Source organism: Aquipuribacter nitratireducens (assembly GCF_037860835.1).
Taxonomy (GTDB): Bacteria; Actinomycetota; Actinomycetes; order Actinomycetales; family JBBAYJ01; genus Aquipuribacter; species Aquipuribacter nitratireducens.
In genome coordinates, this window is record NZ_JBBEOG010000002.1 from 308,080 (window position 1) to 332,921 (window position 24,842).

Below are 24,842 nucleotides of genomic sequence, written 5' to 3' on the forward strand. Positions count from 1 at the left end.
CGGCGCGCCGTTCGCGCAGCGCGGAGGCGGGCCGCGCGCGGGAGCACGGGCGCGGGTCGGGACGCCGCCGGGACCTACCCTGGGGCCATCGGCTCCCTCCCAGCCAGCACCCAGGCACGTGGGTCACGCTCGAGCCGTCAGTCCGCCGACCGCCGACCGGAGACCGCATGACGAGCGCCCCGCCCCTCCTGCCACGGCAGGAGCCCGTCGCACGCGAGAACCCGTTCCGCCTCGGCGCCCGGACCGTCGTGCTGCTGGTGGCGGGGCTCGGCGCGGTCGTGCTCGCCGGCGTCGTCGCCGCCACCCCCGTGCCGTACGTCGTGTTCTCGCCGGGTCCCGTGCGGGACACCCTCGGCACGACGAGCGAGGGCGAGCCCCTCATCCAGGTCGACGGCGCCGAGACGTACCCCACCGAGGGCCAGCTCGACCTCACGACGATCCGGGTGGCGGGTGGCCCGCTCAGCGACGTCACCGTGTTCGACGCCGTCCAGGCGTACCTCGACCCCACGCGGTCCCTGCGCCCGGTCGAGACCGTCTACCCGCCGCAGGAGACGCGCGAGGAGGCCCGCGAGGCCTCCAGCGCCCAGATGACCGCCGCCCAGCAGAGTGCCGCGGTCGCCGCGCTCCTCGCCCTCGGCGAGGAGGTCCCGACGACGCTCACGGTGTCCGGCTTCGCGGGCAACCCCGCCGCCGAGGAGGCGCTCGACGAGGGCGACGTCGTCGCCGGGGTCGACGGCACGCGCGTGAGCGGCAGCGGCGAGCTCGTCGACCTCCTCCAGGGCTACGAGCCCGGGGACGCCGTCGACGTCATCGTCGTGCGAGAGGGTGAGGAGTCCGTCGTGCCCGTCACGCTCGGGGAGTCCGACGAGGGCAGCGTCATCCTCGGGGTGCTGCTGTCGCCGGAGTACGAGCTGCCGTACGACGTCTCGTACGACGTCGGGGGCATCGGCGGCCCCAGCGCCGGGCTCATGTTCTCCCTCGGCATCTACGACAAGCTCACCCCCGGCCCGCTCACGGGCGGCGCCCACGTCGCGGGCACCGGCACCATGACCGACGACGGCACCGTCGGCCCCATCGACGGCATCCAGCAGAAGATGGTGGGCGCCGAGGGCGTGGGGGCGGCGTGGTTCCTCGCGCCGGAGGGCAACTGCGCGGACGTCGTGGGCGCGGCCCCGGACGGCATCGAGGTGACGGCCGTCGGGACCTTCGACGACGCGGTGGCGGCGCTGGAGGCGATCGCCGCCGACGACACCGCGGGACTGCCGACCTGCGAGCAGGTCCTCGCCGGCGACTGACCGGGACCGACGGGAGCGGCGGGCCCCGTCAGTCCTCGAGCGTGGCCGCGAGCGCGGCCGTGAGTCCCGGCACGAGGTCGTCGCCCGTCACGAGGTCGTCCTCGGCGTCGTCCGACCCGCCCGACCGCGCCCGCACCACGCACGCGCGGGCGCCGTCCCGCAGCACCCCGGCGGCCAGCCGGACGTCGCGGCGGCCAGGGTGCCCGGCGAGCCATCGCACGGCCTCCTCGGGGTCGGCGGGCGCCTGCGCCTCGACCTCCGGCGGGACGACGAGCCGTTCGACGGTGACGGCGACGCCGTCGACCTCCGGCGGCCACGCCATGCGCCCGAGCAGCGTCTCGAGGTCCTCGTCGGAGCCGAGCTCCTCGAGACCGTCCTGCTCGACGAGGAGCAGGTGGTCGGGGTCGGCGGCCGCCGCGGCGGCGTCGTCGGCCGGCAGCTGCGCGACGAGCTCCGGCTCCCGTCGCGCCGCCTCGGCGGTGCGGACGAGCGCGAAGACGCGCAGCGGTCCGTCCCAGCCGAACCGGTGCACGTGCGCCTCGGCCTCGACGACGGCGCGGCGCAGCGCCGCCGCGGACCCGGTCCCGGTCGGCTCGTTCATGCCTCGATCCTCGCACCGGCGTCGCCGCCGGCGTGCCACGACGCGTCGCGGCGCGACGCCGCACTCCCAGCGGGCCCCCAGCGCGGGTCCAGCCCCGCTGCGCCCTGCGCGAACCCGGCCGCACGCTGGGCATACCGGCTGATCCGGGCGCAGGCTCCTGGGTTACGGTCGTCCGCGTGAGCGCCCCGTTCCCGCCCGGCCCGCCGCCCTCCGGACCCGACGGCCCGCTCGGGCCGCGCGGCCCCGAGGGCCCGCGGGGTCCCCAGCCCGCCCGGCGGCGACCCGGCGCCCTCGTCCCGACGCTCGCGGTCCTCGGTGTCCTCGTCTTCCTCCTCGTCCTGTTCGCCGAGCTGTGGACCGAGGTCCTGTGGTTCCGGCAGCTCGGCTTCATCGAGGTGCTCCGCACCCGGCTCCTCACCCAGACGCTGCTGTTCGTCGTGGCTGCCGTCGTGATGGGCGTCAGCGTGTGGGCGAGCCTCACCCTCGCTTTCCGGGCCCGGCCCGTGTACGCGCCGACGACCCCGGGACAGGAGGCGCTCGACCGCTACCGCGAGCAGCTGGAGCCCCTGCGGCGGCTCGTCGGCATCGCCGTGCCGTTCGTCCTCGCGCTCTTCGCCGGCTCGGCGGCGGCCGCCCAGTGGCGCGACGTCCAGCTGTGGCTCAACCGGCAGGAGTTCGGCGAGACCGACCCGGTCTTCGGGCTCGACGTCGGGTTCTACGTCTTCAGCCTCCCGGTGCTGCAGTTCCTCGTCGGCTTCCTCACCGCGGTCGTCCTGCTCGCCGGCCTCGCCGCGCTCCTCACGCACTACCTGTACGGCGGGCTGCGGCTCAGCGGCCCCGGTGAGCGGACGACGCCGCAGGCGCGCGTCCACCTCGCGGTCCTCGGCGCGCTGTTCCTCCTGCTGCGGGCGGCCAGCTACTGGCTCGAGCGGTACGCCCTCACCACCGCGGAGAACAACGACATCACGGGCCCGCTCTACACCGACGTCAACGCCGTCATCCCCGCTCGCACGCTCCTCGCGGTCGTGTCCGTCCTCGTCGCGCTGTCCTTCCTCTTCACCGCCGTCCGCGGCAACTGGCGCGTGCCGGCCCTCGGCGTCGGGCTCCTCGTCCTCGTCGCGGTCGCCGCGGGCGGCATCTGGCCGCAGGTCATCCAGCGCTTCCAGGTCCAGCCGAACGAGCTGAGCCTGCAGACGCCGTACATCAGCAACAACATCGACGCGACGCGCGCGGCGTACGGCCTCGACGAGATCGAGGTCACCGACTACGACGCGGAGCTGTCGGCGGAGCGCGGCGCCCTCGCCCAGGACGCCCGCACGATCCCCGGCATCCGGCTCCTCGACCCCGGTCTGGTGTCGCCGACGTACCAGCAGCTGCAGCAGATCCGGCAGTTCTACGCCTTCCCCGACCCGCTCGACGTCGGCCAGTACGAGGTCGAGGGCGAGCTGCGCGACACCGTGCTCGCCGTGCGCGAGGTCAACCTCGACGGGCTGCCCCCCGCCCAGCGGAACTGGATCAACGACCACACCGTCTACACCCACGGCTACGGCGTCGTCGCCGCGTACGGCAACCAGCGCACCGCGGGCGGCGAGCCGGTCTTCTTCCAGTCCGGCATCGTCGCGCCCAACGCCGAGGAGGAGGTCGTCACCGAGACCGACCTCGGCCAGTTCCAGCAGCGGATCTACTTCGGCGAGTTCAGCCCCGACTACAGCATCGTCGGCGGTCCGGAGGGCGTTCCGCCGCAGGAGCTCGACTACCCCGACTCCACCGTCGACTCCGGTCAGCAGAACGTCACGTACGACGGCGACGGCGGCGTGCCGATGGGCGACTTCCTCACCCAGCTCCTCTTCGCCATCAAGTTCCGCGCCGAGGAGATCATCCTGTCCGACGCGGTCAACCCGGAGTCGCAGGTGATGTTCGACCGCAACCCGCGCGAGCGCGTGGAGAAGGTCGCGCCGTGGCTCCAGCTCGACGGCGACCCCTACCCCGCCGTCGTGGGCGACCGGGTGCTGTGGATCATCGACGGCTACACGACGAGCAACCGCTACCCCTACTCCAACTCCACGGTCCTCGACGAGGCGACGACGACCTCGACGACGGCGACCGCCGACAACGTGACGGCGTTGCTGCCCGAGCGGGTGAACTACGTCCGCAACTCGGTGAAGGCGACGGTCGACGCCTACGACGGCGAGGTCACCCTCTACGCGTGGGACACCGAGGACCCCGTCCTCCAGGCGTGGTCGCAGGTGTTCCCCAACGCCGTGCAGCCGGTCGAGGACATCTCGGGCGAGCTCATGTCCCACGTGCGCTACCCGCAGGACATCTTCAAGGTCCAGCGTGAGGTCCTCGAGCGCTACCACGTCACCGACGCGGCGTCGTTCTTCAACGGCACCGACTTCTGGTCCGTCCCCGACGACCCGACGCTGCCCGACGTCCAGGCCCTGCAGCCGCCGTACTACCTCTCGCTGCAGATGCCGGGGCAGGAGGAGCCGTCGTTCAGCCTCAGCTCGACGTTCATCCCGACGAACCAGGGCGGGGGCGAGGTGCGGAACGTCCTGACGGGCTTCCTCGCGGTCGACGCCGACGCGGGCCGGGAGGACGGGCAGCCCCGCGAGGGCTACGGCCAGCTGCGGCTGCTGCAGATCCGCAACGACGAGACCGTGCCCGGACCGGGCCAGGTGCAGAACGACTTCAACGCCGACCCGCTCATCAACGAGCAGCTCAACATCCTCACCCTCGGCCAGTCGGACCTTCGCAGCGGCAACCTCCTGACGCTGCCGATCGGCGGCGGCCTGCTGTACGTGCAACCCGTGTACATCCAGTCCTCCGGTTCGACGTCGTACCCGCTGCTGCAGCGCGTGCTCGTGGCCTTCGGTGACGAGCTCGGCTTCGGCGAGACCCTCGACGAGGCGCTCGACGACCTGTTCGGCGGAGACGCGGGGGCCGACGCCCCGGACGCCGACGCGGACGCCCTGCCGGACACGGGCGACCTCGAGGAGTCGGTCCCCGACACCGGCGCCGGCGGCGGGATCGAGGACCCGATCCCCGCGGAGTCCCCGACCCCGACGCCGGACGACACCGACGCGAGCCCGGCGCCGGAGCCCACCGGCACGGTCTCGCCGGTCGACCCCGCCGTCGCGCAGCAGCAGCTCGACCAGGCGCTGCGCGACGCCCGCCAGGCCATCACCGACTCGCAGGCGGCGCTCGCGGACGGCGACTTCGCCGCCTACGGCGAGGCGCAGGACCGCCTCGAGGCGGCCATCGAGCGCGCCATCGCCGCCGAGGCCGTCCTCGAGGGCGGCGGCTGACGCGCCGGTGCGTGGGCAGGAGGAGCCGATTTGGTCCTCGACCGAGAGGTCGGTAACCTCCTGTTCACCGACGCGGGGTGGAGCAGCTCGGTAGCTCGCTGGGCTCATAACCCAGAGGTCGCAGGTTCAAATCCTGCCCCCGCTACACAGTGAGACGAAGGCCCGGACCACCACGGTCCGGGCCTTCGTGCGTCCGGCGGCGCCCCGCGTGGCAGGGTGACGGCATGAGCGCGCTGCGGGTCCTGTTCGTCGGCGGCAGCGGGACCATCAGCACCGCCTGCAGCCACCTGGCCGTGGAACGGGGGATCGACCTCACCGTGCTGAACCGGGGGACCGGCCGGCGCGCGCTGCCGCAGGGCGTCGAGCACGTCGCGGCCGACGTCCGCGACCCCGACTCGGTGCGCGAGGCGCTGGGCGACCGGGAGTTCGACGCCGTCGTCGACTGGGTCGCCTTCACACCCGACCACGTCCGCACCGACCTCGCCCTGTTCGAGGGCCGCACCGGCCAGTACGTCTTCATCAGCTCCGCCTCGGCCTACCAGACGCCCCCGGCCCGCCTGCCCATCCGCGAGTCGACGCCACTGCGCAACCCGCTGTGGCAGTACAGCCGCGACAAGATCGCGTGCGAGGACCTGCTGACGCAGGCGTACCGCGACCGGGGGGTGCCCGTCACCGTCGTGCGGCCCTCGCACACCTACGACCGGACCCTCGTGCCGTTCGACGCGGGCTGGACGTTCGTCGAGCGGATGCGGCAGGGCAAGGAGGTCGTCGTCCACGGGGACGGCAGCTCGCTGTGGACGCTGACGCACAGCACGGACTTCGCCCGCGGGTTCGTGCCCCTGCTGGGCCACCCGCGCACGCTGGGCGAGGCGTTCCACATCACGTCCGACGACGCACTCACCTGGGACCAGATCGCCCACGCCCTCGCCGTGGCCGCAGGGGTCGAGGCGCGCATCGTCCACGTCCCCTCCGACGCGATCGCGGCCGTCGACGCGGACTGGGGCGCCGGGCTGCTCGGCGACAAGACGCACTCCGCCGTGTTCGACACGACGAAGGTGAGGGCGCTCGTCCCGGACTTCGTCTGCCGTGTCCCCTTCGAGCAGGGGGCGCGAGAGATCGTCGCCTGGCACGACGAGGACCCGGCCCGCCGGGTCGTGGACCCCCACCACGACCGGTTGCAGGACGGGCTCGTCGAGCGCTTCCGCGTGCCCGGTGCCCGGCAGCGCGCGTGAGCGAGGAACCCGCCGCGCCGGCGGCTCAGTAGCGTCGAGGGGTGGACGTCGCCGCCGCCGCCGCCCTCCTGCGTGCCGGGGGGCTCGTCGCCTTTCCCACCGAGACCGTGTACGGCCTCGGGGCGCACGCGCTCGACGAGCGCGCGGTGCGCCGGGTGTTCGCCGTCAAGGGGCGCCCGGCCGACAACCCCCTCATCGTCCACGTCGCCTCCCTCGACGAGGTCGGTGCCGTGGCGGCGTCCGTCCCGGACGGCGCGCGGCGGCTGGCGGAGCGCTACTGGCCGGGCCCGCTCACCCTCGTGCTCGCCGCGCGCCCGGAGGTGCCCGCGGTGACCCGTGGGGGACGCGACAGCATCGCGGTCCGGGTGCCCGCGCACCCGCTCGCCCTCGACCTGCTGCGGGCGGCGGCGGTCCCGGTCGCGGCGCCGAGCGCCAACCGGTCGGGCCGGCCCTCGCCGACGACGGCCGCCCACGTGAGGGCCGACCTCGGCGACGACGTCGACGCCGTCCTCGACGGGGGTCCCTGCGAGGTCGGGGTGGAGTCGACGGTCGTCGACGCCCGTGGAGCGGTGCCCGTCGTGCTCCGCGAGGGCGCAGTGCCCGCCGACGAGCTCGGGGCCGTCGCCGGGTCCGCCGCCCAGCTGGGCGCCTCACCCGGCACCCGGCACCGGCACTACGCGCCGCGCTGCCGAGTGGTCGTCGCGTCGGCGGGGGAGGGGGGGCAGGTCTCCGCGGCGCTGGCCGGCGAGGGCCACCGCGTCGCCCTCGTGTCCCCGGGGGGTGCACCCGACGGCGTGCTCCACCTCGCGGCCGTCGCGGAACCCGCGGACCTCGCACGCCGGCTGTACGCCCTGCTGCGGGCAGCCGAGGACGCCGCGGTCGACGTCGTCGTCGTCGAGGCGGTCCCCGAGGAGGGCGTCGGGCGGGCGGTCATGGACCGGCTGCGCCGGGCGGCGGACGCCGGCGGCTGAGCCGGAGCCGGTCCGCGCCCGCGCCGTCAGATGGCCGACATCGTCGCGAGCCCCTCGGCCAGGAGGGCGAAGAAGCCCCCGATGAGCAGCAGGCCGAGCCCGAGCCCGACAGGGGACGCCCAGCCGTGCCACCGCTGCTGCAGCACCTGGGACTCGGCGGTACGGTCGTTCTCGCTCATGGTGCTGTCCTCTCGACGCTCGATTTCGTACAAAGTACGAACGGGTGGCGCACCCGTCAAGCGGCCGGACCGTCGAGGTCCGCCTCCTGCTCCGCGAGCGCGGTGAGCCCGTCGAGCAGCAGGTCCATGCCGACCTCGAAGGAGGCCCCGAACCCGTACCCGGGCTGCAGGACGTGGTCGCGCGTGAGCTCGTGGAGCGACGGGTACCGCCCGGCGTCCATGCCCGCGAGGATCTGCTCGGCGACGTCGGCGATGTCGGCGCTGCCGTGGGCGGGCAGCGTCGCCTCCTGCAGGGCGAAGCCGTAGACGTAGCTGTCGAGGACGGCGTAGGCGTGGGCGGTGAGGCGCAGCGAGAGCCCACCGCCGCGCAGGCAGGCGAGCACGGCCTCGTGGTGGTCGAGCGTCGCCTCACCCGGGTTCACCCGCGACTCCAGCAGCGGCACGGCCCAGGGGTGCCGCGCGAGCACCTCGCGGGCCGAGTGGCACCGCACGCGCAGGGCGGCCTGCCACGGCAGGTCGGTGGGCGGGTGGGTGATCTCGGCGAAGACCTGGTCGACGAGGCCGTCGAGGATCGCGTCCTTGCCGGCGACGTAGTGGTAGATCGACATGGGCTTGGTCGACAGCTCCGTGGCCAGGGCCCGGATCGTCAGCCCGTCGACGCCGTCCCGGTCGGCGAGCGCGACCGCCGCCTCGAGGACCCGTGACCGGCTGAGCCCGGTCCGCCCGCGCCGCACCTCGTCCGTGCCTGCCACGTGTGCTCCTCCCGTCGTGCCGTTGACTCTCGTACATAGTACGACTAACGTTCCCGACATTCAGTCGTACAAAGTACGAAGACGAGTTCCGAGGAGCCGAGCATGACGACGCAGCAGTCCCAGCGGCCGACGAGGGCGCCGCGCACGACGGCGGTGCCCACCCGCATGCGTGCCGCCGTGCGGGAGCGGTACGGCCCGCCCGCCACGATCACCTCCCAGGCCCGCCCTGTGCCGTCGCCGGGAGCCGGGCAGGTGCTCGTCGAGGTCCACGCGGCCGGCGTCGACCGGGGCGTCTGGCACCTCGCGACCGGCCTGCCGTACGTCATGCGGCTCGGCACGGGCCTGCGGCGCCCGCGCCAGGCGGTGCTCGGCCTCGACGTCGCCGGGGTCGTCGTCGGCGTCGGTGAGGGCGTCACCCGGCTGGCGGTGGGGGACCGCGTCTTCGGGATCGGGACGGGGACGTGGGCGGAGTACGCCCTCGCCCGCGAGGACAAGCTGAGCCTCGTCCCCGACGGCGTGGACCTCGTCGACGCGGCCGCGGTGCCCGTGTCCGGGGCGACCGCGCTCCAGGCGGTCCACGACGTCGCCCGCGTGCAGCCGGGGCAGCGGGTGCTGGTTCTCGGCGCCTCCGGCGGTGTCGGGAGCTACCTCGTGCAGGTCGCGCGAGCCGCGGGCGCCCACGTGACCGGCGTCGCGAGCGCGAGCAAGCTCGACCTGGTCCGTGACCTCGGCGCGGAGGAGGCGCTCGACCACCGCCGGCACGACCCGCTCGACGGGAGCCGATGCTTCGACGTCGTCCTCGACGTCGGCGGAAGGCGGCCGCTGCGGCACCTGCGCCGCGCACTCACGCCCGACGGGACCCTCGTGATCGTCGGCGGGGAGGGCGGTGACCGCGTCCTCGGTGGGACGGATCGTCAGCTGCGTGCCCTGGTCCTGTCCCTCCTGGTGAAGCAGCGGCTCACCACGTTCGTCGCCGGGGAAGGACGCGCGAGCACCGACCGGCTCGCGGTCATGCTCCGCGACGGCACGGTGCGACCTGCAGTCGGGAGTCGGTACCCGCTGGAGCGGGCCGCCGACGCCCTCACCGACCTCGTCGAGGGCCGGATCCGGGGCAAGGCCGTCGTCGTCGTGCGGGGGGAGGAGCGGTGAGCGCCCTCCGGCAGGCGACCGCCCCGACGGCCCACGCCGCGGGCGAGCTCCGCGACGTCGGCCTCGTCACCTCTCCCCGCGCCGCCGCGCTGTGGGCCGGTGGCAGCTACGCGGCGTTGTTCCTCCTCGCGATCTTCGCGAACTTCGCCGTCGTCGAGCGGCTCGTCGACCCGGCGGACCCCGGCGCGACGCTCACGGCCCTCGCGGGGGAGGCGTCGCTCGTCCGGGCCGCCGTCCTCGCCTTCGGCGTCGTGTTCGTCCTCGACGTCGTCATCGCGTGGGCGCTGTTCGTCGTCCTGCGGCCCGCCGGCCGGGACCGGGCGCTGCTGGCGGCGTGGTCGCGCCTCACGTACACCGCGTTCCTCGGCGTCGCCCTCGTCCCGCTGCTGCTCGCTCTCCAGCTGTCGACCGAGGACGCGTACGCCGACCTCGATCCCGCCACGCGGGAGGCGGCGGTCGGTCTCGCCGTGGACTCCTTCGACCTCCTGTGGCTGACCGGGCTCGCCGTCTTCGGGTTGCACCTCGTCGTGGTCGGGGCCCTCGTCGTGCGCTCGCGCACCGCGCCCCGGCTGCTCGGCGGGCTGCTCGTCGTCGCGGGCGTCGCGTACGTGCTCGACACCGCCGCGCACGTCGTGCTCAGCGACTACGAGCGCTGGGCCGGCCTGCTGCTCCTCGTCGTCGCGGTGCCCTCCGTCGTCGGTGAGCTGTGGCTCACGCTCTGGCTGCTGGTGCGGGCGGGCCGAGACCGCGGGTCCTCAACGGGTGCCCGGCCCTGAGCGGCACGGACCTCGGCGCGCAGCAGCAGCCCGAAGGCGACGAGCAGCGGCAGCGCCCACGCCCAGAACCCCACGCCGAAGCTCATGAGCGCGACGTGGAAGCCGATGGCGGCGAGGTACGCGAGCCGGGTGGCCCGCCCGCCGAGGAGCGCGAGCACCCCGACGGTCGCCTCGAACACCACGAGCAGGCCGATGAACAGCGTGTGACGCGGGACGACGAGGGACTCCCACGTCTCGCGGACGAACGCCGACCACGAGCCGTCCGCGAACCCCGAGTAGTCGACCCCGCTCAGCAGGAAGGCGGTGTTGACCGCCGCCCCGGCCGCCACGTACAGCACGGCGGTCGTCACGCGACCGACGAGCCGCCAGCGCGGCCGGCGGGTCGCGAGGACGCCGCTCACGAGGAGCACGAGGCCGCACACCACCCACGTCGCCGCCAGCAGCGCCATCACCACCGGGTCGTCGCTCACCGTCCGGCACCCCCTCGGCCGATGCTGGGGACGAGCAGGACGAGACCCGCGAGCACGAGCAGGCCGGGCGCGAGGAACCGCAGCTGCAGTGTCGCGACCCCGGCGCTCTCGAGCAGCGCGAGCGCGGCGAGCACGACCATGAGGACACCGAGGACGAGCCGGCCGCGGTGCAGCGGGCGCTCGTCGGGGAACGCGCTCACCGGGTCACCTCCACGGTCCCGAGCCCGACCCGGAGGTCGAGCACCAGCACGGCGTCGGCGTCCGCGTCGGCCGGCACGGCGAGCGACGGGGACAGACCGTCACGGCGCTCGCCGAGCACCGTGACCTCCCCGGTACCGGCCTCCGCCGTCACGTCGACGGCGAGGTCGGCGGGCACGAGGACGCGGATCTCACCGACCCCGACCTCCACCTCCGTGCGGGTCGGTGCCGCCGCGTCCGCCGGGGCCGCCTCGGGCAGGTCACGGAGGTCGAGGACGAGGGTCCCGGCCCCCAGCTCGTATCGCTCCGCCAGCTCGGTGACCGAGGTCGGTCGGTAGCGCCGGTCGCCGGCGCCCCCGTCGGTGACGACGGGGGAGGGCAGGACGACGGTGAGCACGAGGAGCGCGGACAGCACGACGCCGAGGGGCACGAGGCCCCCCGCGTGCCGGGACCGCGAGGTGACGAGGAGCAGGACGCCCACGGCGAGCACGGCGAGGGCGAGGCCGAGCGACCACGGGACGTCGACGGCTCCGAGCTCGTCGGCGACCCACAGCCCGCCGGCGACGACGAGCAGCGCCCCGACCGTCACGGTGGCGACCGGCGTGCCGGTCCGCTCGCAGGTCGGCGCGCCGGTCGTCACGGGCCCGCTCACCGCCGGCTCGCGATCACGAGGACGGCCACCCCTGCCGACAGCAGGAGCGCGGCCCCGAGCAGCGACGAGGCCTGCGGCAGGATTTGCCCCACGAGCGCGAGCGTCCCGGCGACGACGAGGACCGCCCCGACGGCGACGCCGGTGTCGTGGCGGCTCATCGACGTCGCGCGGCCGAGGACGTGCCAGGCTCCTCGACCGGGATGACGAGCGCTCCCACCACGTACAGCAGCAGTCCCGACCCCCCGAACAGGGCGAGGAGCACGAACCCGACCCGGACGACCACCGGGTCGACCCCGAGGTAGCGGGCGAGCCCGGCCGCGACCCCGAGGACGGCGCGACCGTCGCGGGGCCGCCGCAGGACCGGCTACGGTCCCGGGCCGGGCGGGGCGTGCCCGTCACGGTGGGGGGTCGGTGGGGGGATCGGCGGAGTCGGTACGCGCTCGCTCATGGGACACCTCCCGGGTGCACCCCGAGCCTGCTCGCGCACGCTGCCCGCCGCGAGGGACCTTGGTCCCCGGTGGCAGGATCGGGCGATGGACCTCGAGACCTTCCTCGCCCACGTCGACCGCGGCGGGCGGCTGGTGGGGGGCTCCGAGCACCACCGCTTCATGCACGCCGCCGCGCAGGAGGCGCTGGGCACCGTCGCCGAGCTCAACTCCGGCTACCGCAGCGAGGACGAGGTCCGCGCTCTCCTGTCCCGGCTCACCGGGACGACGGTCGACGCCTCGGTCGTGGTCTTCCCGCCCTTCTACAGCGAGTTCGGCAAGAACCTGCGGTTCGGCCGCGACGTCTTCGTCAACATGGGGTGCCGGTTCCAGGACACCGGCGGGATCACGATCGAGGACGGCGCCCTCATCGGGCACGGCTGCACCCTCACGACGCTCGACCACGACATGGACCCCGAGCGCCGCGCCGACATGCTGCCCCGCGCCGTCGTCGTCGGCCGGGGGGCCTGGCTCGGCGCCGGCGTGACGGTCGTCCCAGGCGTGAGGATCGGCCACGGGGCGGTCGTCGGGGCGGGAGCCGTCGTGACGAGGGACGTGCCGCCCGACACCGTGGTGGCGGGGGTCCCGGCCCGCGTCATCCGGCCGACCGGCTTCACGACCCCGCCGTAGTCGCGCACCTCGGCGACCCGGAGGGGGCGCGGGAGCCGCAGCGCGTGCCCCGGCTGTGCGCACCGTCACACCTGCGTCGGACGTGGGCGTCGTCACGTCGCCTGTCGCGACGGATCGGGCCGGGCTAGCGTCCGGGACCTACCGCGGAACGGCCTGCGGCGGACCACGAGGGGGTGGCGATGGCGACGGACGACGAGCCCGCCGTGCCCGTGTTCTTCCTCTCGGACTCCACCGGCATCAGCGCCGAGACCATGGGCAACGCCCTCCTCATCCAGTTCCCCGACGTCCGGTTCGAGCGCACCCTCATCCCCTTCATCCGCACCGTCGAGCAGGCGCGCGAGGTGGTCGCGACCCTCGACGCGGCGATGGACGGCCCCGTGCCGCCGCTGGTCTTCACGACCGCGGCCGAGGACGACGTCCGCCTCGCGCTGCACGGCACTCGCGCGCCGGTCATCGACTTCTTCGACCTCCACATGTCGCGGGTCGAGGAGATCCTCGGCAGGCGCGGGGTCCGGGAGCCGTCCCGGCTGCACGGGGTCGGCGACATCGTCCGCTACAACACGCGGATGGCGGCGGTCGAGTTCACGATCGAGCACGACGACGGCCAGAGCTCACGCGCCATGGAGCGAGCCGACGTCGTGCTCCTCGCCCCCAGCCGGTGCGGCAAGACCCCGACGAGCATGTACCTCGCCCTGCAGCACGGGCTGTTCGTCGCGAACTACCCGCTCGTCGACGAGGACCTCGAGTCCGACGACCTGCCGAGGCCGGTCCGCGACATCGGGGACCGCTGCGTCGGCATCACGACGACCGTGGACCGGCTCGCCCGGGTGCGCAGCGAGCGCCGTCCCGGCTCCCGCTACGCCTCACCCGAGCAGTGCCGGTGGGAGCTGCGGCGTGCTGAGGCGCTGTACCGCCGCCACCGCCTGCCCGTCATCGACTCCGCCGCGAAGAGCGTCGAGGAGATGTCCGCTCTCATCGTCCAGCTCCACAAGGCCCGCACCTCGCACAGCCGTCCTAAGGGAGGAACCGCATGAGCCCGACCCCCACCGTCCGCTGGTTCGCCGAGCTCGGCATGGGCGACGTGGAGGAGGTCGGCGGCAAGAACGCGTCGCTGGGGGAGATGGTGTCGCACCTCGCGGACCTCGGCGTGCGGGTGCCCGACGGGTTCGCGACCACGGCGACGGCCTACCGGCGCTTCCTCGCCGACACGGGGCTTGCCGAGCGGATCGACGGCCTGCTCGACGGCCTCGACACCGACGACACCCGTCGCCTCGCCGAGGTCGGTGCCGAGATCCGGCAGGCGATCGCCGAGCAACCGTTCCCCGCCGACCTCGAGAGCGACGTCCGGGCGGCCTTCGAGCGCCTCGTCGCGGCGAGCAGCGGCCCGGACGGGCACGAGCCGTCGTTCGCCGTCCGCTCCTCGGCGACCGCCGAGGACCTGCCGGACGCGAGCTTCGCCGGGCAGCAGGAGACGTTCCTCAACGTGCGCGGGATCGACGCGGTGCTGCACGCGATCCGCGAGGTGTTCGCCTCGCTGTACAACGACCGGGCGATCTCCTACCGGGTCCACCACGACTTCGACCACGCCGCCGTCGCGCTGTCCGCGGGCGTGCAGCGCATGGTCCGCTCCGACGTCGGCTCCTCCGGCGTCATGTTCACGATGGACACCGAGTCCGGCTTCCGCGACGCGGTCTTCGTCACCTCCGCCTACGGCCTCGGAGAGGGTGTCGTGCAGGGCGCCGTCAACCCCGACGAGTTCTACGTCTACAAGCCCGCGCTGCGAGCCGGGCGGCCCGCGATCCTCAAGCGGGGCGTCGGGGCCAAGGCGACGAAGATGGTCTACACCGCGACCGCCGAGGTCGGCCGGACGACGGAGTTCGTCGACGTCGACCCGACCGAGCGGCGTCGTCTCAGCCTCACCGACGACGAGGTCACCGAGCTGGCCCGGCACGCCCTCACGATCGAGGAGCACTACGGGCGTCCGATGGACATCGAGTGGGGCAAGGACGGTGTCGACGGGCTGCTGTACGTCCTGCAGGCCCGGCCGGAGACCGTGCAGTCCCGTGCGACCGGCACCCTCGAGCGCTACCGGATGCCACGGGAGGCCTCCTCCGCCGACGTCCTCGTCGAGGGCCGTGCCATCGGCCAGCGGATCGGCGCCGGCGCGGTGCGGGTCCTCGCCTCCCTCGACGACATGCACGACTTCGCCACGGGCGACGTGCTCGTCGCCTCCATGACGGACCCCGACTGGGAGCCCATCATGAAGCGGGCCTCGGCGATCGTCACCGACCGCGGCGGGCGCACGTGCCACGCCGCGATCATCGCGCGCGAGCTCGGCATCCCCGCCGTCGTCGGCACCGGCAGCGCGACGCGCGACCTCACCGACGGCCGGGAGGTCACCGTCTCGTGCGCGGAGGGCGACACCGGCCTCGTCTACGACGGGCGGCTCGAGTTCGACGTCGAGCGCACCGAGCTCGACGCCATGCCCGACGTCCCCGTCAAGATCATGATGAACGTCGGGACGCCCGAGCAGGCCTTCGCGTTCTCGCGCCTGCCGCACTCCGGCGTCGGCCTCGCCCGGCTGGAGTTCATCATCAACCGCCAGATCGGCATCCACCCCAGGGCCCTGCTCGACCTCGCCGCCGACCCGGGTTCGCTACCGGGCGACCTGCGCGCGGAGGTCGAGGAGCTCATCGCCGCCTACGACGGGCCGCGGGAGTTCTTCGTCCAGCGGGTCGCGGAGGGCGTCGCGACGATCGCGGCGGCGTTCGCGCCCGAGCCGGTCATCGTGCGGCTGAGCGACTTCAAGTCCAACGAGTACGCCAACCTCGTCGGTGGTCCCCGGTACGAGCCGGAGGAGGAGAACCCGATGATCGGCTACCGCGGGGCCTCGCGGTACCTGTCACCGGACTTCGCCGACTGCTTCGCCATGGAGTGCGAGGCGCTGCGGTACGTCCGCGACGAGATGGGCCTGACGAACGTCCGCGTCATGATCCCCTTCGTCCGGACGCTGAAGGAGGCCGAGGGCGTCATCGACCTGCTCGCCGCCCACGGCCTGCGCCGCGGCGAGAACGACCTCCAGGTCGTCATGATGTGCGAGGTCCCGTCGAACGCCGTCATCGCCGAGCAGTTCCTCGAGCACGTCGACGGCTTCTCCATCGGCTCCAACGACATGACGCAGCTGACCCTGGGCCTGGACCGCGACTCCGCCCAGGTCGCCGACGGCTTCGACGAGCGCGACCCCGCCGTCCTCCACATGCTCCGCCTCGCCATCGAGGCGTGCCGGGCGAAGGGCAAGTACGTCGGCATCTGCGGCCAGGGCCCCTCCGACCACCCCGACCTCGCCGACTGGCTCCTCGAGCAGGGCATCGAGTCGATGTCCCTCAACCCCGACACCGTCGTCGACACGTGGCTGCGCCTCGCCGGTGCCCGTGCCACGGTGGGACGAGGAGGAGAAGGGACGGACGGACCATGACACGCAGCCGCTTCCGCAGCCACCCGGGCCAGGTGCTCCGCATCCCGTCGAACTTCTGAGCCGCCGTATCAGCGGCCGCGCGACCTCCCTCCTGCCTCGCGTGACGCCAGGACCGCCCCGGCGACCGGCGAGGAGGAACGACATGAGCGAGCACGCACAGACCTGCTGGTTCGTCCCCCCGTACGTGCAGAAGGAGGTCGTGGGCGAGGGCAGGACGACCGCCGACGACAGCGAGCAGCTCCGCCTGGCGGACGACGCGCGCACCCGGCGGGCGCAGGCCATCGCCGCCGTCGGCGGGACGACGGGGCCGGCGGCCGGGACGGAGGGTGAGCGAGCCGCCCCACCGAGCACGGGCACGTCGCGCCGCGAGGTGTACGACTGCGAGTCGACGACCGTCCAGCGCAAGCGGCTGGTGCGCGCCGAGGGCGACCGGGAGACCGACGACGCGGACTCCCTCAACGCCTACGACAACGCCGGCATCGTGCGGTCGTTCTTCGCCGACCGGCTGGGGCGGGAGTCCATCGACAACCGGGCGCTCGACCTCGTCCTCAACGTCCACTTCGACGTCGAGTTCAACAACGCCTTCTGGGACGGCGACGAGATGACCTTCGGCGACGGCGACGGCGTGATCTTCTCCGGGTTCGCCCGCTCCCTCGACGTCGTCGCGCACGAGCTCGCGCACGGCGTCACCCAGTTCACGTCGGGTCTCGTCTACCAGGGCGAGTCCGGGGCGCTCAACGAGCACTTCAGCGACGTCTTCGGTGCCGCCATCACCCAGTGGCACACCGGCGAGAGCCCGAGCGAGGCCGACTGGCTCATCGGCGACGAGATCATGGGACCGGACCTCTACGGTGAGGCGCTGCGGTCCATGGCCCACCCCGGGACCGCGTACGACAACCCCGTGCTCGGCACGGACCCCCAGCCGGCGCACTACACCGACCGCTACACCGGCAGCGGCGACAACGGCGGGGTCCACATCAACTCCGGGATCCCCAACCGGGCGTTCTACCTCGCGGCCACCGAGCTCGGCGACACCTTCGAGGCCACGCGCATCTGGTACCACGCCCTGCAGGCCCTCCCCCCGGACGCGACGTTCGCGCAGGCGGCCGAGCAGGTCGCGACGTCCGCCCGCATCCTCGTGAAGTCCGGGGCCGTGCCGAAGGGTGCGACGCAGATCGTGCGGAGCGCCTGGCGTGCCGTCGGGGTGGGCTGAGGCGGGCGTGGCCGACGACACGGTCCGGTTCGAGGTCGAGGGCGGGTACACCGGCCAGGCTCGGGCTCTCACGGTGCACCCGGACGGCACGGCCGAGGTCGAGGTGAGCGGGCACCGCTCCACCGGGCGGCTCCCCGCCTCGACCGTGGCCGAGCTGACCGCGGCCCTCGACCGCGCCGGCGGGCTCGACGCCGTCGTCCCGGGCGCCGGCACGCCCCCCGGGGCGGACCGGCAGCGGTACACGCTCACGTACCGCGGGGCGACGGCCGTCGCACACGACGGTGCCGTGCCCGACAGGCTGCAGGAGGCCGTGCGGCTCCTCCGGCAGGCGATGACGAGCCTGCGGCGCTGACGGGCGCCGCTGCGGTCCGTGTCCGGTCGGCGCTGGTCCGCGCGGGCGGACCGGCGCGCCGGGTCTCACCCCGCGTCGCCCGGTGGGTCACCATGGGTGACATGGCGCAGGTGCTCGCCGGGCTGCTGGTCGCGGCAGGGATCGCCCTCGCCGCGCTCGCGCTGTCGGTCGCCCGGCGCGAGCGGCAGCCGGCGGGGCGGCCGCTCGCCGTCCTGCTGCTCGCTGCGGCGTGGTGGGGGGTGGCGGGCGCGGTCGAGCTGAGCGTCGCGGACCCCGCCGCCCGGGTGCTGTGGGGCGACCTCAAGTACGTCGGCATCGTCCTCGTGCCGCCGTCCTTCCTCCTGTTCGTCCTCTACTTCACCGGCCGCGGCACGTGGGTGACCCGCCGCACGGTCGCGCTCCTCGCCGTCGAGCCCGTCCTCCTCCTCACCGCGCTCGCCGTCCCGCGGACCCACGACCTCGTCCGCTACCTGCCGGCCGACGAGGTGGGCGAGGCCCTGCCGGTCGTGGCGACGGGACCGCTGTTCGTCGTCCACGCCGTCTACGGCTACGTCGTCGTCCTCGTCGCCCTCGTGACGTTCCTGCGGGGCCTGGTCCGCACGAGCCGGGCCTACCGGCGGCTGTCGTGGGAGCTCGGGGTCGCCGCGGTCGTGCCGTGGCTGGCGAACGTCCTCTTCATCGCCGAGGTCGGAATCTTCGCCCTCGTCGACCTCACGCCGTTCCTCTTCGTCCTCACCGGTGGAGTGCTCGTCCAGGGTCTGCTGCACGGGCGGCGGCTGTCGCTGGCCCGGGTCGCGCGCGACGTCGTCGTCGACGGCATGGCGGACGGGGTCGTCGTCGTCGACGCCTTCCACCGCGTCGTCGAGGTCAACCGCGCCGCGCGCACCCTCCTGCGTGCGGAGCGGCTCCTCGGTGCCCCGGTCGACGCCCTCCTGCCGGGCGACGACGACCACGTGACGCTGGCGGACGACGACGGCTCCCGTCGGGACGTCGAGGTGCGTCGCTCTCCCCTGCTCGACCGGTCAGGTGCGGAGGTCGGGGAGGTCCTCGTCCTCCGTGACGTCACGGAGCGGCTGGCGGCGCGGCGCCGCGTCGACGCGCTGCTCGAGGAACGCACGCGGGTGGCCGCCGCGCTGCAGACCGCGCTGCTCCCGCCCCAGCTGCCCGAGGTGCCGGGGCTCGCGGTCGCCGCGCTCTACCAGCCCTCCGGCGAGGGGCGGGAGATCGGCGGGGACTTCTACGAGCTCTTCCCCCTCGCGGACGGGGCCTGGTGCGCCGTCCTCGGCGACGTCGCGGGGAAGGGCGCGGCCGCGGCGGCGGTCACCGCGCGGGTGCGCTTCACCCTTCGTGCCCTGGCCGCGCGCGGCGCGCCGGCGGAGGACGTCCTTCGCGGCGTCAACGCCGCCGTCGTCGAGGCGGGCGACCCGGAGCGCTTCTGCACCCTCGCCCACCTCGTCCTGCGCCCGCACGAGGCGGGGGTGAGCGTGCAGCTCGTCCTCGCCGGGCACCTGCCCCCGCTCGTGCGACGCCGTGACGGGCGGGTGTCGGGCGCGGGGTCGCCGGGGACGGCGCTCGGGCTCGTCGCGGACCCGGACCTGTCCGTGGTGGCCCTCGAGCTCGCGCCCGGCGAGGCCGTCTGCCTGTTCACGGACGGCCTCGTGGAGGCGAGGGACGCCGACGGCCGCCAGCTCGGGGCCGAGGGCGTGGCGGCGGCCCTCGCGGCCGCCGACCCGAGCGCCCCGGACGACGTCGTCGCCGGGCTCGCGGCAGTCGCCCGGCAGTGGCACGGCGGCCACCTCGACGACGACCTCGCGGTCCTCCTCATGGTCGCCGCGGACGGGGCGGGGCGAGGGGACGCTCAGCGGGGCCGGTAGGCGGCGTCCTGGTCCCTCTCGCGGGCGACCCGCACGCCGAAGGTGTACGCGAGCCTCCCGCCGAGCCAGCCCCCGAGGCCGAGCACGAGGACCCCGGCGACCGAGAGCCCGAACGCCAGGTCGGACACCTCGTCGAGGCCGCCCTGGAGGAAGCGGATCCCCGCGCTGAATCCGAGGAGCGCCGTCGCGACCGTGTTGACCGCGGCGTGCGTCACCGCCGTCCGGCTGGCGGACGTGCCGTCCGGGATCGTCGCGAGGTCCATCCCGCCGAGGATCCCGGCCACGACGGCGCCGACGACGCCGATCACGAGCAACCAGGCCGCCGCGAAGGCAGCGCCGACGGCGTCGACCAGCTCCAGTCGCGCGCCGAGGTCGAAGAGGAGGCTGGTGACGAAGGCGCCGATCGGTAGCGTGACGACGACCGGGTGGAAGGGGTGGCCGTAGGGCCCGGCGAGCCGGTTCCACGGTCGCTTGCTCGGCACGTGCTCGGTCCCGGCGGCGGCGTCGGCGCTGGTGGCGGGTGTGCCGCCCCGGTGGGCGCGTTCGTCGTCAGGGGTGGAGGTGGGGGTCGAGCGGTGGGCGGTCACGGCGGCTCCCGGGTCCGGTCGGCGGTCGCTGTACGAGCGCGGGTACCCACCCGGTGACGGGGCATTCGGGCGCCGCGTCCGGGCACCGGGCCGATGCCGCGGCCGCGGTTCGCGTGTCGGGTGGACCAGGAGGGGTAGGACTGGGAGGACCGGCACGCGAGCGACGGGAGGTCGACATGCCCCGGCCAGCCGAACGGCCCGACCACCGGCGCCTGCTCGAGCTCGCCCGTGCCGACGACGACGGAGCCGTCCGCCTGCTCGTCGAGGACCTGGACCGCGAGGTCGCCCTCGAGGAGCTCCGCACGGCGCTGGAGGAGATCTCGGAGCAGCACGACCACGTGCTCGCCCTCTCGCAGGACCTCGCCGAGCGGCGCCGCTGGGTCGAGCGCATGACGGCGGGGCTGCCGCTGCCGGTCGTCGTCACCGACGCCGGGGGCCTCGTCGTGGAAGCCAACGCGCGGATGTCGACGCTCCTCGTCGTGCCGCTGCACCGCCTGCTCGGCAAGCCGCTCGTCAGCTTCGTCGCACCCGACGACCGCGCCCGCCTCGCCGGGTCCTGGCACCGGCTCGTGGCCGACGGGGACCGGCACAGCATCGCCTTGCGTCTCCTCGGCCGCGACGAGCGGGAGACGCCCGTCGTGCTGGTCGGGCTCCCCGACACCCACGAGCGGACCCGCTGGTTCGCGTTCGCCGACCAGGACGCCCCGAGCGCGACCGGCCGCACCCTCGACCTCGCGCACGTCGTGTCGGAGATCATGCAGCTGCCGCAGGCGTACGGCACCGACCACACGCGCGCCCTGCTGCATTCGGCCGTCTCGTTCGTCACCCCGCTCCTGCCCGCCGCGGCCGGCGCCAGCCTCGCCCTCGGCCCCCCGGAGCGACCGCTCCTGCAGGCCAGCGACAGCGCGTTCGCGCAACGGGTCGACGGGCTCGAGGTCATGCTCGAGGAGGGCCCGTGCGTCGACGCGTTCCGTGGCGAGGACCTCGTGGTGAGCGAGGACGTGCCGCGCGACGCCCGCTGGCCCCGCCTCGCCGACCGCGCCCGCGAGGTGGGTCTCGCCTCCGTCGTCGCGGCCCCCGTCCAGGTCGCGGACCGGACCGTCGGCGTGCTCAACGTCTACGGCGCACGGGACACCGAGGGCGAGGACGGCCTCGCGGACGAGCGGGACATCGCTGTCGTCCGGCTCATGGCGGCGAGCCTGGGCGGGCTCGTCGCGGTCGTCCACGAGCGGACGGAGCTCGTCGAGACACGGACACAGCTCGAGGCGGCCCTGCGGTCCCGCCCCGTCATCGACCAGGCGAAGGGCATCCTCATGCTGACGTACGGCTGCACCCCGGACGAGGCCTTCGACCGTCTCGTCGCCGCCAGCCGGCACCGCAACGTCAAGCTGCGGCACCTCGCGGAACGGGTCGTCGCCGACCCCGCCTCCGCCGCGGACGAGCTGTGACCTCGGACGCGGACACGCGCTCGGCAGCCGGGCGGCGCGACACCGTCGTCGTCGGCGCGAGCGCCGGTGGCGTCGAGGCCCTGCGGACGCTCGTCGCCGGCCTGCCGGAGGACTTCCCCGCGGCGCTCCTCGTGGTCCTCCACGTCCCCCAGGACAGCCCCAACGCGCTCGCCGCCATCCTCGACCGCTCCGGTCCGCTCCCGGTCGGCACCGCCCGCGACGGCGACCGGCTGCGCCGCGGCCGCGTCCTCGTCGCCCCCGGCGGGTACCACCTGCTGGTGCGGGACGGGGAGGTCCGGCTGTCACGGGGGCCGACGGAGAACGGCCACCGCCCGTCCGTCGACGCGCTCTTCCGGTCCGCGGCGCTGGCCCGCGGGCCCCTTGCCGTCGCGGTCGTCCTGTCCGGCACGCTCGACGACGGGACCTCCGGGCTGGCGGCGGTCCGCTCGGCCGGGGGCGTCGCCGTGGTGCAGGACCCCGACGACGCCGTCTACCCCGGCATGCCCCGCAGCGCCCTCGCCGCCGTCGGCGCGGACCACGTCGTGCCCGTCGCCGGCATGCCCGCCCTGCTCGACCGGCTCGTGCGCGAGCCGCGTCCCGACACCGAGGACCCGCGGGACCGCCCCGACCGGATCGATGACCCCGACCACCCCGACCACCACCCCCACCTCGTCGCCCTGGAGGACGCGATGGCCGATCTCGACCCCGACGCGCTCTCCGGCCCGCTCCGCCCGGGCACCCCGGCCCCGTACTCGTGCCCCGACTGCAACGGGACGTTGTTCCGGCTCGAGCCGGAGGGCGCCGACCTCCTGCGGTTCCGGTGCCGGGTGGGGCACGCGTGGACCGCCGGCAGCCTCGCCGCCGAGCAGGCGGGCAGCCACGAGACGGCCCTGTGGACGGCGCTGCGCAGCCTGGAGGAGCGCTCGGCGCTCCACCACGAGCTCGCGACGCGAGCCGCCGCCCGGGGGCACGCGGTGTCCGCCGCCCAGTTCCGCGGGACCGCCGAGGAGGCGGGCCGTGCGGCGACCGCGATCCGCACGCTCGTCGCCCGCGGGACGGACCCCACCGGCGACCCCACCGGCGACCACGAGGGTGACGGCGCGGGGGGTCCGGCCCACGCCGCCGCTGGCTAACCTCAGGGGATGGGCGACGGGGACGCGGGACAGGAGACCGAGGGGACACGACCCGACGGCTCCGACGAGCCCGCGGTCGCCCCCGAGGACGGGGCCGCGCTCGACGCGCTCCTCGTCCACATCCGGGAGGCGCGGGGGTTCGACTTCACCGGCTACAAGCGCGCGAGCCTCGAGCGCCGGCTGCAGCGCCGGATGAGCGTCGTGGGCTCGACGTCGTACGAGGACTACCTCGACCGCCTCCTCCTCGACCGCGACGAGTTCACCGCGCTCTTCGACACCCTCCTCATCAACGTCACGAGCTTCTTCCGTGACACCGAGGCGTGGCAGTACCTCACCGAGTCCGTCGTGCCGGACCTGCTCGCCCGCAAGCCGACCGGGCCCCTGCGCTTCTGGAGCGCCGGCTGCGCGACCGGGCAGGAGCCGTACAGCCTCGCGATGGTCCTCGCCGACCACCTCGGCGTCGAGGAGCTGCGGGACCGGGTCAAGATCTACGCGACCGACGTCGACGAGGACGCCCTCGCCCAGGCACGGGCCGCCTCGTACCACGAGCGGGAGCTCGCCGGGCTCCCGGCGTCCGCCGCCCGCTACCTCGAGCCGGGGACACGCCGGGGCCTGCGCTCGCTGCTGCCCGACGTCCGCCGCTCCGTGATCTTCGGTCGCAACGACCTCGTGCAGGACGCCCCCATCTCCCACGTCGACCTCCTGCTGTGCCGCAACACCCTCATGTACCTCACGGCCCAGACGCAGGACGTCGTGCTGCGCCGGCTCCACTTCGCCCTGGAGCCGCACGGGGTGCTGTTCCTCGGCAAGGCGGAGATGCTGCTGAGCCACGGCTCCCTGTTCGCGCCGCTGGAGATCAAGCGGCGCTTCTTCCGCAAGGTCGACGACGGGCAGCGGGTGCGGACGGCACCCCCCGGTCCCGCGGCGGCGGACGCCGCGTCCTACGCCCCGCTGCAGCGCGACCTCGTGACGGAGGCGATGCTCGCCTCACCGACCGCGCAGGTCGTCCTCGACCGCGAGGGCCGCCTCGTCGTGACGAACTTCCGCGCCGACGTCCTGTTCTCCCTCGCCTCCCGCGACATCGGGCAGCCGTTCGCCGACCTGCCCCTGTCGTACCGGCCGGTGGAGCTCGGTCCGGTCGTCGCCCAGGCGACGCGCGAGCGCCGTGCCGTGCGGGTGCCCGACGTCGACCACGTCCGCGCAGGCGGTGAACGGCTCCGGCTCGACGTCCAGGCCGTCCCGCTGCTCGACGGCGACGGGCAGCTGCTCGGGGTCAGCGTCGTCTTCGAGGACGTCACGACCCAGCGGCAGCTGCAGACCGAGCTGGAGCACGCCAACCGGCAGCTCGGCCTCGCCTACGAGGAGCTGCAGTCGAGCAACGAGGAGCTCGAGACGACGAACGAGGAGCTCCAGTCGACCGTCGAGGAGCTGGAGACGACGAACGAGGAGCTCCAGTCCACGAACGAGGAGCTGGAGACGATGAACGAGGAGCTGCAGTCGATGAACGACGAGCTCCACGTCACCAACCAGTCGCTGCAGGAACGGACCGAGGAGATCGAGGAGCTCAACGGCTTCATGGGTGCCGTCCTGTCGAGCCTGCCCGCCGGCGTCGCCGTCGTCGACGGCGACCTGCGCGTGACGGCGTGGAACGAGCGGGCGGAGGACCTGTGGGGAGTCCGCCGGCACGAGGCCGTCGGCCAGCACCTGCTCGCGCTCGACATCGGCCTCCCGCTCGACGCCCTGCGCTCGATGGTGCGTGACCGCCTCGACCCCGACGGCGGCGAGGCGCACCCCCCCGGTCCGCCGGCTCGGGACGCGGGCGCGGTCACGACCCTCGACGCCGTCAACCGCCGCGGCCGTCCGGTCCGCGTGCAGGTGACCGTCACGCCGCTGCGCAACGCCCCCGATCAGCCGGCCGGCGCGGTCGTCGTCATGGACGTCGTCGGCTAGGAGCCGCCGGCCCGTACACTCGGGGAGTCGCCCCGGGCAGCCGACGATGCGGGGTGACGGTCGACGGCGCCCCGCGGGGCGCACGGGCCCGCCCACGCGGGTCTCGACCACA

23 protein-coding genes and 1 tRNA gene are annotated in these 24,842 nt (G+C 74.4%); 16 read left to right on the forward strand and 8 right to left on the reverse strand.

Features of this window, described 5'->3' with window-relative positions; all coding sequences use genetic code 11:
- Nucleotides 1-167: 167 nt before the first annotated feature.
- Entirely contained in the window at nt 168-1,295 is a 1,128-nt protein-coding gene (locus WAB14_RS04830) for a YlbL family protein (RefSeq protein ID WP_340267926.1), read from the forward strand.
- 28 nt (nt 1,296-1,323) lie between these two features.
- Here WAB14_RS04830 and WAB14_RS04835 read toward each other — a convergent pair whose 3' ends face one another.
- Nucleotides 1,324-1,896: a PPA1309 family protein gene (locus tag WAB14_RS04835; RefSeq protein WP_340267928.1), complete on the reverse strand. Its 573-nt coding sequence runs from the start codon at nt 1,894-1,896 to the stop codon at nt 1,324-1,326.
- A gap of 176 nt (nt 1,897-2,072) precedes the next feature.
- Here WAB14_RS04835 and WAB14_RS04840 point away from each other — a divergent pair, with 176 nt between their 5' ends.
- The 4 genes from WAB14_RS04840 (at nt 2,073) to WAB14_RS04855 (ending at nt 7,407) form a co-directional block, all read left to right on the forward strand.
- Nucleotides 2,073-5,204 carry a UPF0182 family membrane protein gene (locus WAB14_RS04840; protein WP_340267930.1) on the forward strand — a complete coding sequence of 1,044 codons (3,132 nt, stop codon included), beginning with the start codon at nt 2,073-2,075 and terminating at the stop codon, nt 5,202-5,204.
- 71 nt (nt 5,205-5,275) lie between these two features.
- Nucleotides 5,276-5,349 (forward strand) — tRNA-Met (locus tag WAB14_RS04845).
- 79 nt (nt 5,350-5,428) lie between these two features.
- Nucleotides 5,429-6,436 carry an SDR family oxidoreductase gene (locus tag WAB14_RS04850; RefSeq protein ID WP_340267932.1) on the forward strand — a complete coding sequence of 336 codons (1,008 nt, stop codon included), beginning with the start codon at nt 5,429-5,431 and terminating at the stop codon, nt 6,434-6,436.
- Between the two features lie 41 nt (nt 6,437-6,477).
- Nucleotides 6,478-7,407, forward strand: a complete 930-nt coding sequence (locus WAB14_RS04855) for an L-threonylcarbamoyladenylate synthase (RefSeq protein ID WP_340267934.1) — start codon at nt 6,478-6,480, stop codon at nt 7,405-7,407.
- Nucleotides 7,408-7,433: 26 nt separating this feature from the next.
- Here WAB14_RS04855 and WAB14_RS04860 read toward each other — a convergent pair whose 3' ends face one another.
- Both WAB14_RS04860 and WAB14_RS04865 read right to left on the reverse strand, forming a co-directional pair.
- Nucleotides 7,434-7,586, reverse strand: a complete 153-nt coding sequence (locus tag WAB14_RS04860) for a hypothetical protein (protein ID WP_340267936.1) — start codon at nt 7,584-7,586, stop codon at nt 7,434-7,436.
- 56 nt (nt 7,587-7,642) lie between these two features.
- Nucleotides 7,643-8,338 (reverse strand): TetR/AcrR family transcriptional regulator C-terminal domain-containing protein, encoded by a 696-nt coding sequence (locus tag WAB14_RS04865; RefSeq protein WP_340267938.1) that lies wholly within the window; start codon nt 8,336-8,338, stop codon nt 7,643-7,645.
- Between the two features lie 102 nt (nt 8,339-8,440).
- Here WAB14_RS04865 and WAB14_RS04870 point away from each other — a divergent pair, with 102 nt between their 5' ends.
- Both WAB14_RS04870 and WAB14_RS04875 read left to right on the forward strand, forming a co-directional pair.
- Nucleotides 8,441-9,487, forward strand: a complete 1,047-nt coding sequence (locus tag WAB14_RS04870) for an NAD(P)-dependent alcohol dehydrogenase (RefSeq protein WP_340267940.1) — start codon at nt 8,441-8,443, stop codon at nt 9,485-9,487.
- The gene (locus WAB14_RS04875) at nt 9,484-10,263 is read left to right on the forward strand and encodes a DUF4386 domain-containing protein (RefSeq protein ID WP_340267942.1); all 780 of its coding nucleotides are present in this window, start codon (nt 9,484-9,486) and stop codon (nt 10,261-10,263) included. Before WAB14_RS04870 ends, WAB14_RS04875 begins: the two co-directional genes overlap by 4 nt.
- Nucleotides 10,264-10,729: 466 nt before the next feature.
- On the opposite strand, the gene WAB14_RS04880 is transcribed toward WAB14_RS04875, so the two are convergent.
- The 4 genes from WAB14_RS04880 to WAB14_RS04895 are packed head-to-tail and all read right to left on the reverse strand — an operon-like array spanning nt 10,730 to nt 11,941.
- Entirely contained in the window at nt 10,730-10,933 is a 204-nt protein-coding gene (locus WAB14_RS04880; protein WP_340267944.1) for a hypothetical protein, read from the reverse strand.
- On the reverse strand, nt 10,930-11,583 hold the full coding sequence (locus tag WAB14_RS04885; RefSeq protein ID WP_340267946.1) for a LiaF domain-containing protein: 654 nt from the start codon (nt 11,581-11,583) through the stop codon (nt 10,930-10,932). The genes WAB14_RS04880 and WAB14_RS04885 overlap by 4 nt, the downstream gene beginning before the upstream one ends.
- A complete protein-coding gene (locus WAB14_RS04890) occupies nt 11,580-11,741 on the reverse strand; it encodes a hypothetical protein (protein ID WP_340267949.1) in 162 nt (53 codons plus the stop codon). Before WAB14_RS04890 ends, WAB14_RS04885 begins: the two co-directional genes overlap by 4 nt.
- Nucleotides 11,738-11,941, reverse strand: coding sequence for a PspC domain-containing protein (locus tag WAB14_RS04895; RefSeq protein WP_340268475.1), 204 nt, complete (start codon nt 11,939-11,941; stop codon nt 11,738-11,740). Before WAB14_RS04895 ends, WAB14_RS04890 begins: the two co-directional genes overlap by 4 nt.
- Before the next feature lie 175 nt (nt 11,942-12,116).
- Between WAB14_RS04895 and WAB14_RS04900 the strand changes: the two genes are divergently transcribed.
- From WAB14_RS04900 to WAB14_RS04925, 6 genes are all read left to right on the forward strand, one after another.
- Nucleotides 12,117-12,698: a DapH/DapD/GlmU-related protein gene (locus WAB14_RS04900; RefSeq protein WP_340267951.1), complete on the forward strand. Its 582-nt coding sequence runs from the start codon at nt 12,117-12,119 to the stop codon at nt 12,696-12,698.
- Between the two features lie 179 nt (nt 12,699-12,877).
- Nucleotides 12,878-13,732 carry a pyruvate, water dikinase regulatory protein gene (locus tag WAB14_RS04905; protein WP_340267953.1) on the forward strand — a complete coding sequence of 285 codons (855 nt, stop codon included), beginning with the start codon at nt 12,878-12,880 and terminating at the stop codon, nt 13,730-13,732.
- Nucleotides 13,729-16,173 (forward strand): phosphoenolpyruvate synthase, encoded by a 2,445-nt coding sequence (gene ppsA, locus WAB14_RS04910; RefSeq protein ID WP_340267955.1) that lies wholly within the window; start codon nt 13,729-13,731, stop codon nt 16,171-16,173. The genes WAB14_RS04905 and ppsA overlap by 4 nt, the downstream gene beginning before the upstream one ends.
- A gap of 142 nt (nt 16,174-16,315) precedes the next feature.
- Nucleotides 16,316-17,386: a M4 family metallopeptidase gene (locus WAB14_RS04915; RefSeq protein ID WP_340267957.1), complete on the forward strand. Its 1,071-nt coding sequence runs from the start codon at nt 16,316-16,318 to the stop codon at nt 17,384-17,386.
- A gap of 7 nt (nt 17,387-17,393) precedes the next feature.
- Nucleotides 17,394-17,738 (forward strand): hypothetical protein, encoded by a 345-nt coding sequence (locus WAB14_RS04920; protein WP_340267959.1) that lies wholly within the window; start codon nt 17,394-17,396, stop codon nt 17,736-17,738.
- Between the two features lie 101 nt (nt 17,739-17,839).
- Nucleotides 17,840-19,612, forward strand: a complete 1,773-nt coding sequence (locus tag WAB14_RS04925; protein WP_340267961.1) for a PP2C family protein-serine/threonine phosphatase — start codon at nt 17,840-17,842, stop codon at nt 19,610-19,612.
- Here the strand turns inward: WAB14_RS04925 and WAB14_RS04930 are convergent.
- Nucleotides 19,597-20,199, reverse strand: coding sequence for a DUF2231 domain-containing protein (locus tag WAB14_RS04930; RefSeq protein WP_340267963.1), 603 nt, complete (start codon nt 20,197-20,199; stop codon nt 19,597-19,599). The two genes, WAB14_RS04925 and WAB14_RS04930, sit on opposite strands and share 16 nt — an antisense overlap.
- A gap of 176 nt (nt 20,200-20,375) precedes the next feature.
- Between WAB14_RS04930 and WAB14_RS04935 the strand changes: the two genes are divergently transcribed.
- Genes WAB14_RS04935 through WAB14_RS04945 form a run of 3 tightly spaced genes read left to right on the forward strand, consistent with a single transcriptional unit; the run spans nt 20,376 to nt 24,730 of the window.
- Complete coding sequence (locus WAB14_RS04935) at nt 20,376-21,647, forward strand: ANTAR domain-containing protein (RefSeq protein WP_340267965.1); 1,272 nt, start codon at nt 20,376-20,378, stop codon at nt 21,645-21,647.
- Entirely contained in the window at nt 21,644-22,780 is a 1,137-nt protein-coding gene (locus WAB14_RS04940; RefSeq protein ID WP_340267967.1) for a chemotaxis protein CheB, read from the forward strand. Before WAB14_RS04935 ends, WAB14_RS04940 begins: the two co-directional genes overlap by 4 nt.
- Nucleotides 22,781-22,789: 9 nt before the next feature.
- Nucleotides 22,790-24,730 (forward strand): CheR family methyltransferase, encoded by a 1,941-nt coding sequence (locus WAB14_RS04945; protein ID WP_340267969.1) that lies wholly within the window; start codon nt 22,790-22,792, stop codon nt 24,728-24,730.
- Nucleotides 24,731-24,842 lie beyond the last annotated feature (112 nt).

Excerpts from the sequence above, each read along its gene's own strand:
- WAB14_RS04890 (WP_340267949.1), bottom strand. The coding sequence starts at position 11,741 with ATGAGCCGCCACGACACCGGCGTCGCCGTCGGGGCGGTCCTCGTCGTC.
- WAB14_RS04915 (WP_340267957.1), top strand. The coding sequence starts at position 16,316 with ATGAGCGAGCACGCACAGACCTGCTGGTTCGTCCCCCCGTACGTGCAG.
- WAB14_RS04830 (WP_340267926.1), top strand. The coding sequence starts at position 168 with ATGACGAGCGCCCCGCCCCTCCTGCCACGGCAGGAGCCCGTCGCACGC.
- WAB14_RS04935 (WP_340267965.1), top strand. The coding sequence starts at position 20,376 with ATGCCCCGGCCAGCCGAACGGCCCGACCACCGGCGCCTGCTCGAGCTC.
- WAB14_RS04860 (WP_340267936.1), bottom strand. The coding sequence starts at position 7,586 with ATGAGCGAGAACGACCGTACCGCCGAGTCCCAGGTGCTGCAGCAGCGG.
- WAB14_RS04945 (WP_340267969.1), top strand. The coding sequence starts at position 22,790 with ATGGGCGACGGGGACGCGGGACAGGAGACCGAGGGGACACGACCCGAC.
- WAB14_RS04925 (WP_340267961.1), top strand. The coding sequence starts at position 17,840 with ATGGCGCAGGTGCTCGCCGGGCTGCTGGTCGCGGCAGGGATCGCCCTC.
- WAB14_RS04835 (WP_340267928.1), bottom strand. The coding sequence starts at position 1,896 with ATGAACGAGCCGACCGGGACCGGGTCCGCGGCGGCGCTGCGCCGCGCC.
- WAB14_RS04905 (WP_340267953.1), top strand. The coding sequence starts at position 12,878 with ATGGCGACGGACGACGAGCCCGCCGTGCCCGTGTTCTTCCTCTCGGAC.
- WAB14_RS04850 (WP_340267932.1), top strand. The coding sequence starts at position 5,429 with ATGAGCGCGCTGCGGGTCCTGTTCGTCGGCGGCAGCGGGACCATCAGC.
- WAB14_RS04900 (WP_340267951.1), top strand. The coding sequence starts at position 12,117 with ATGGACCTCGAGACCTTCCTCGCCCACGTCGACCGCGGCGGGCGGCTG.
- WAB14_RS04870 (WP_340267940.1), top strand. The coding sequence starts at position 8,441 with ATGACGACGCAGCAGTCCCAGCGGCCGACGAGGGCGCCGCGCACGACG.
- ppsA (WP_340267955.1), top strand. The coding sequence starts at position 13,729 with ATGAGCCCGACCCCCACCGTCCGCTGGTTCGCCGAGCTCGGCATGGGC.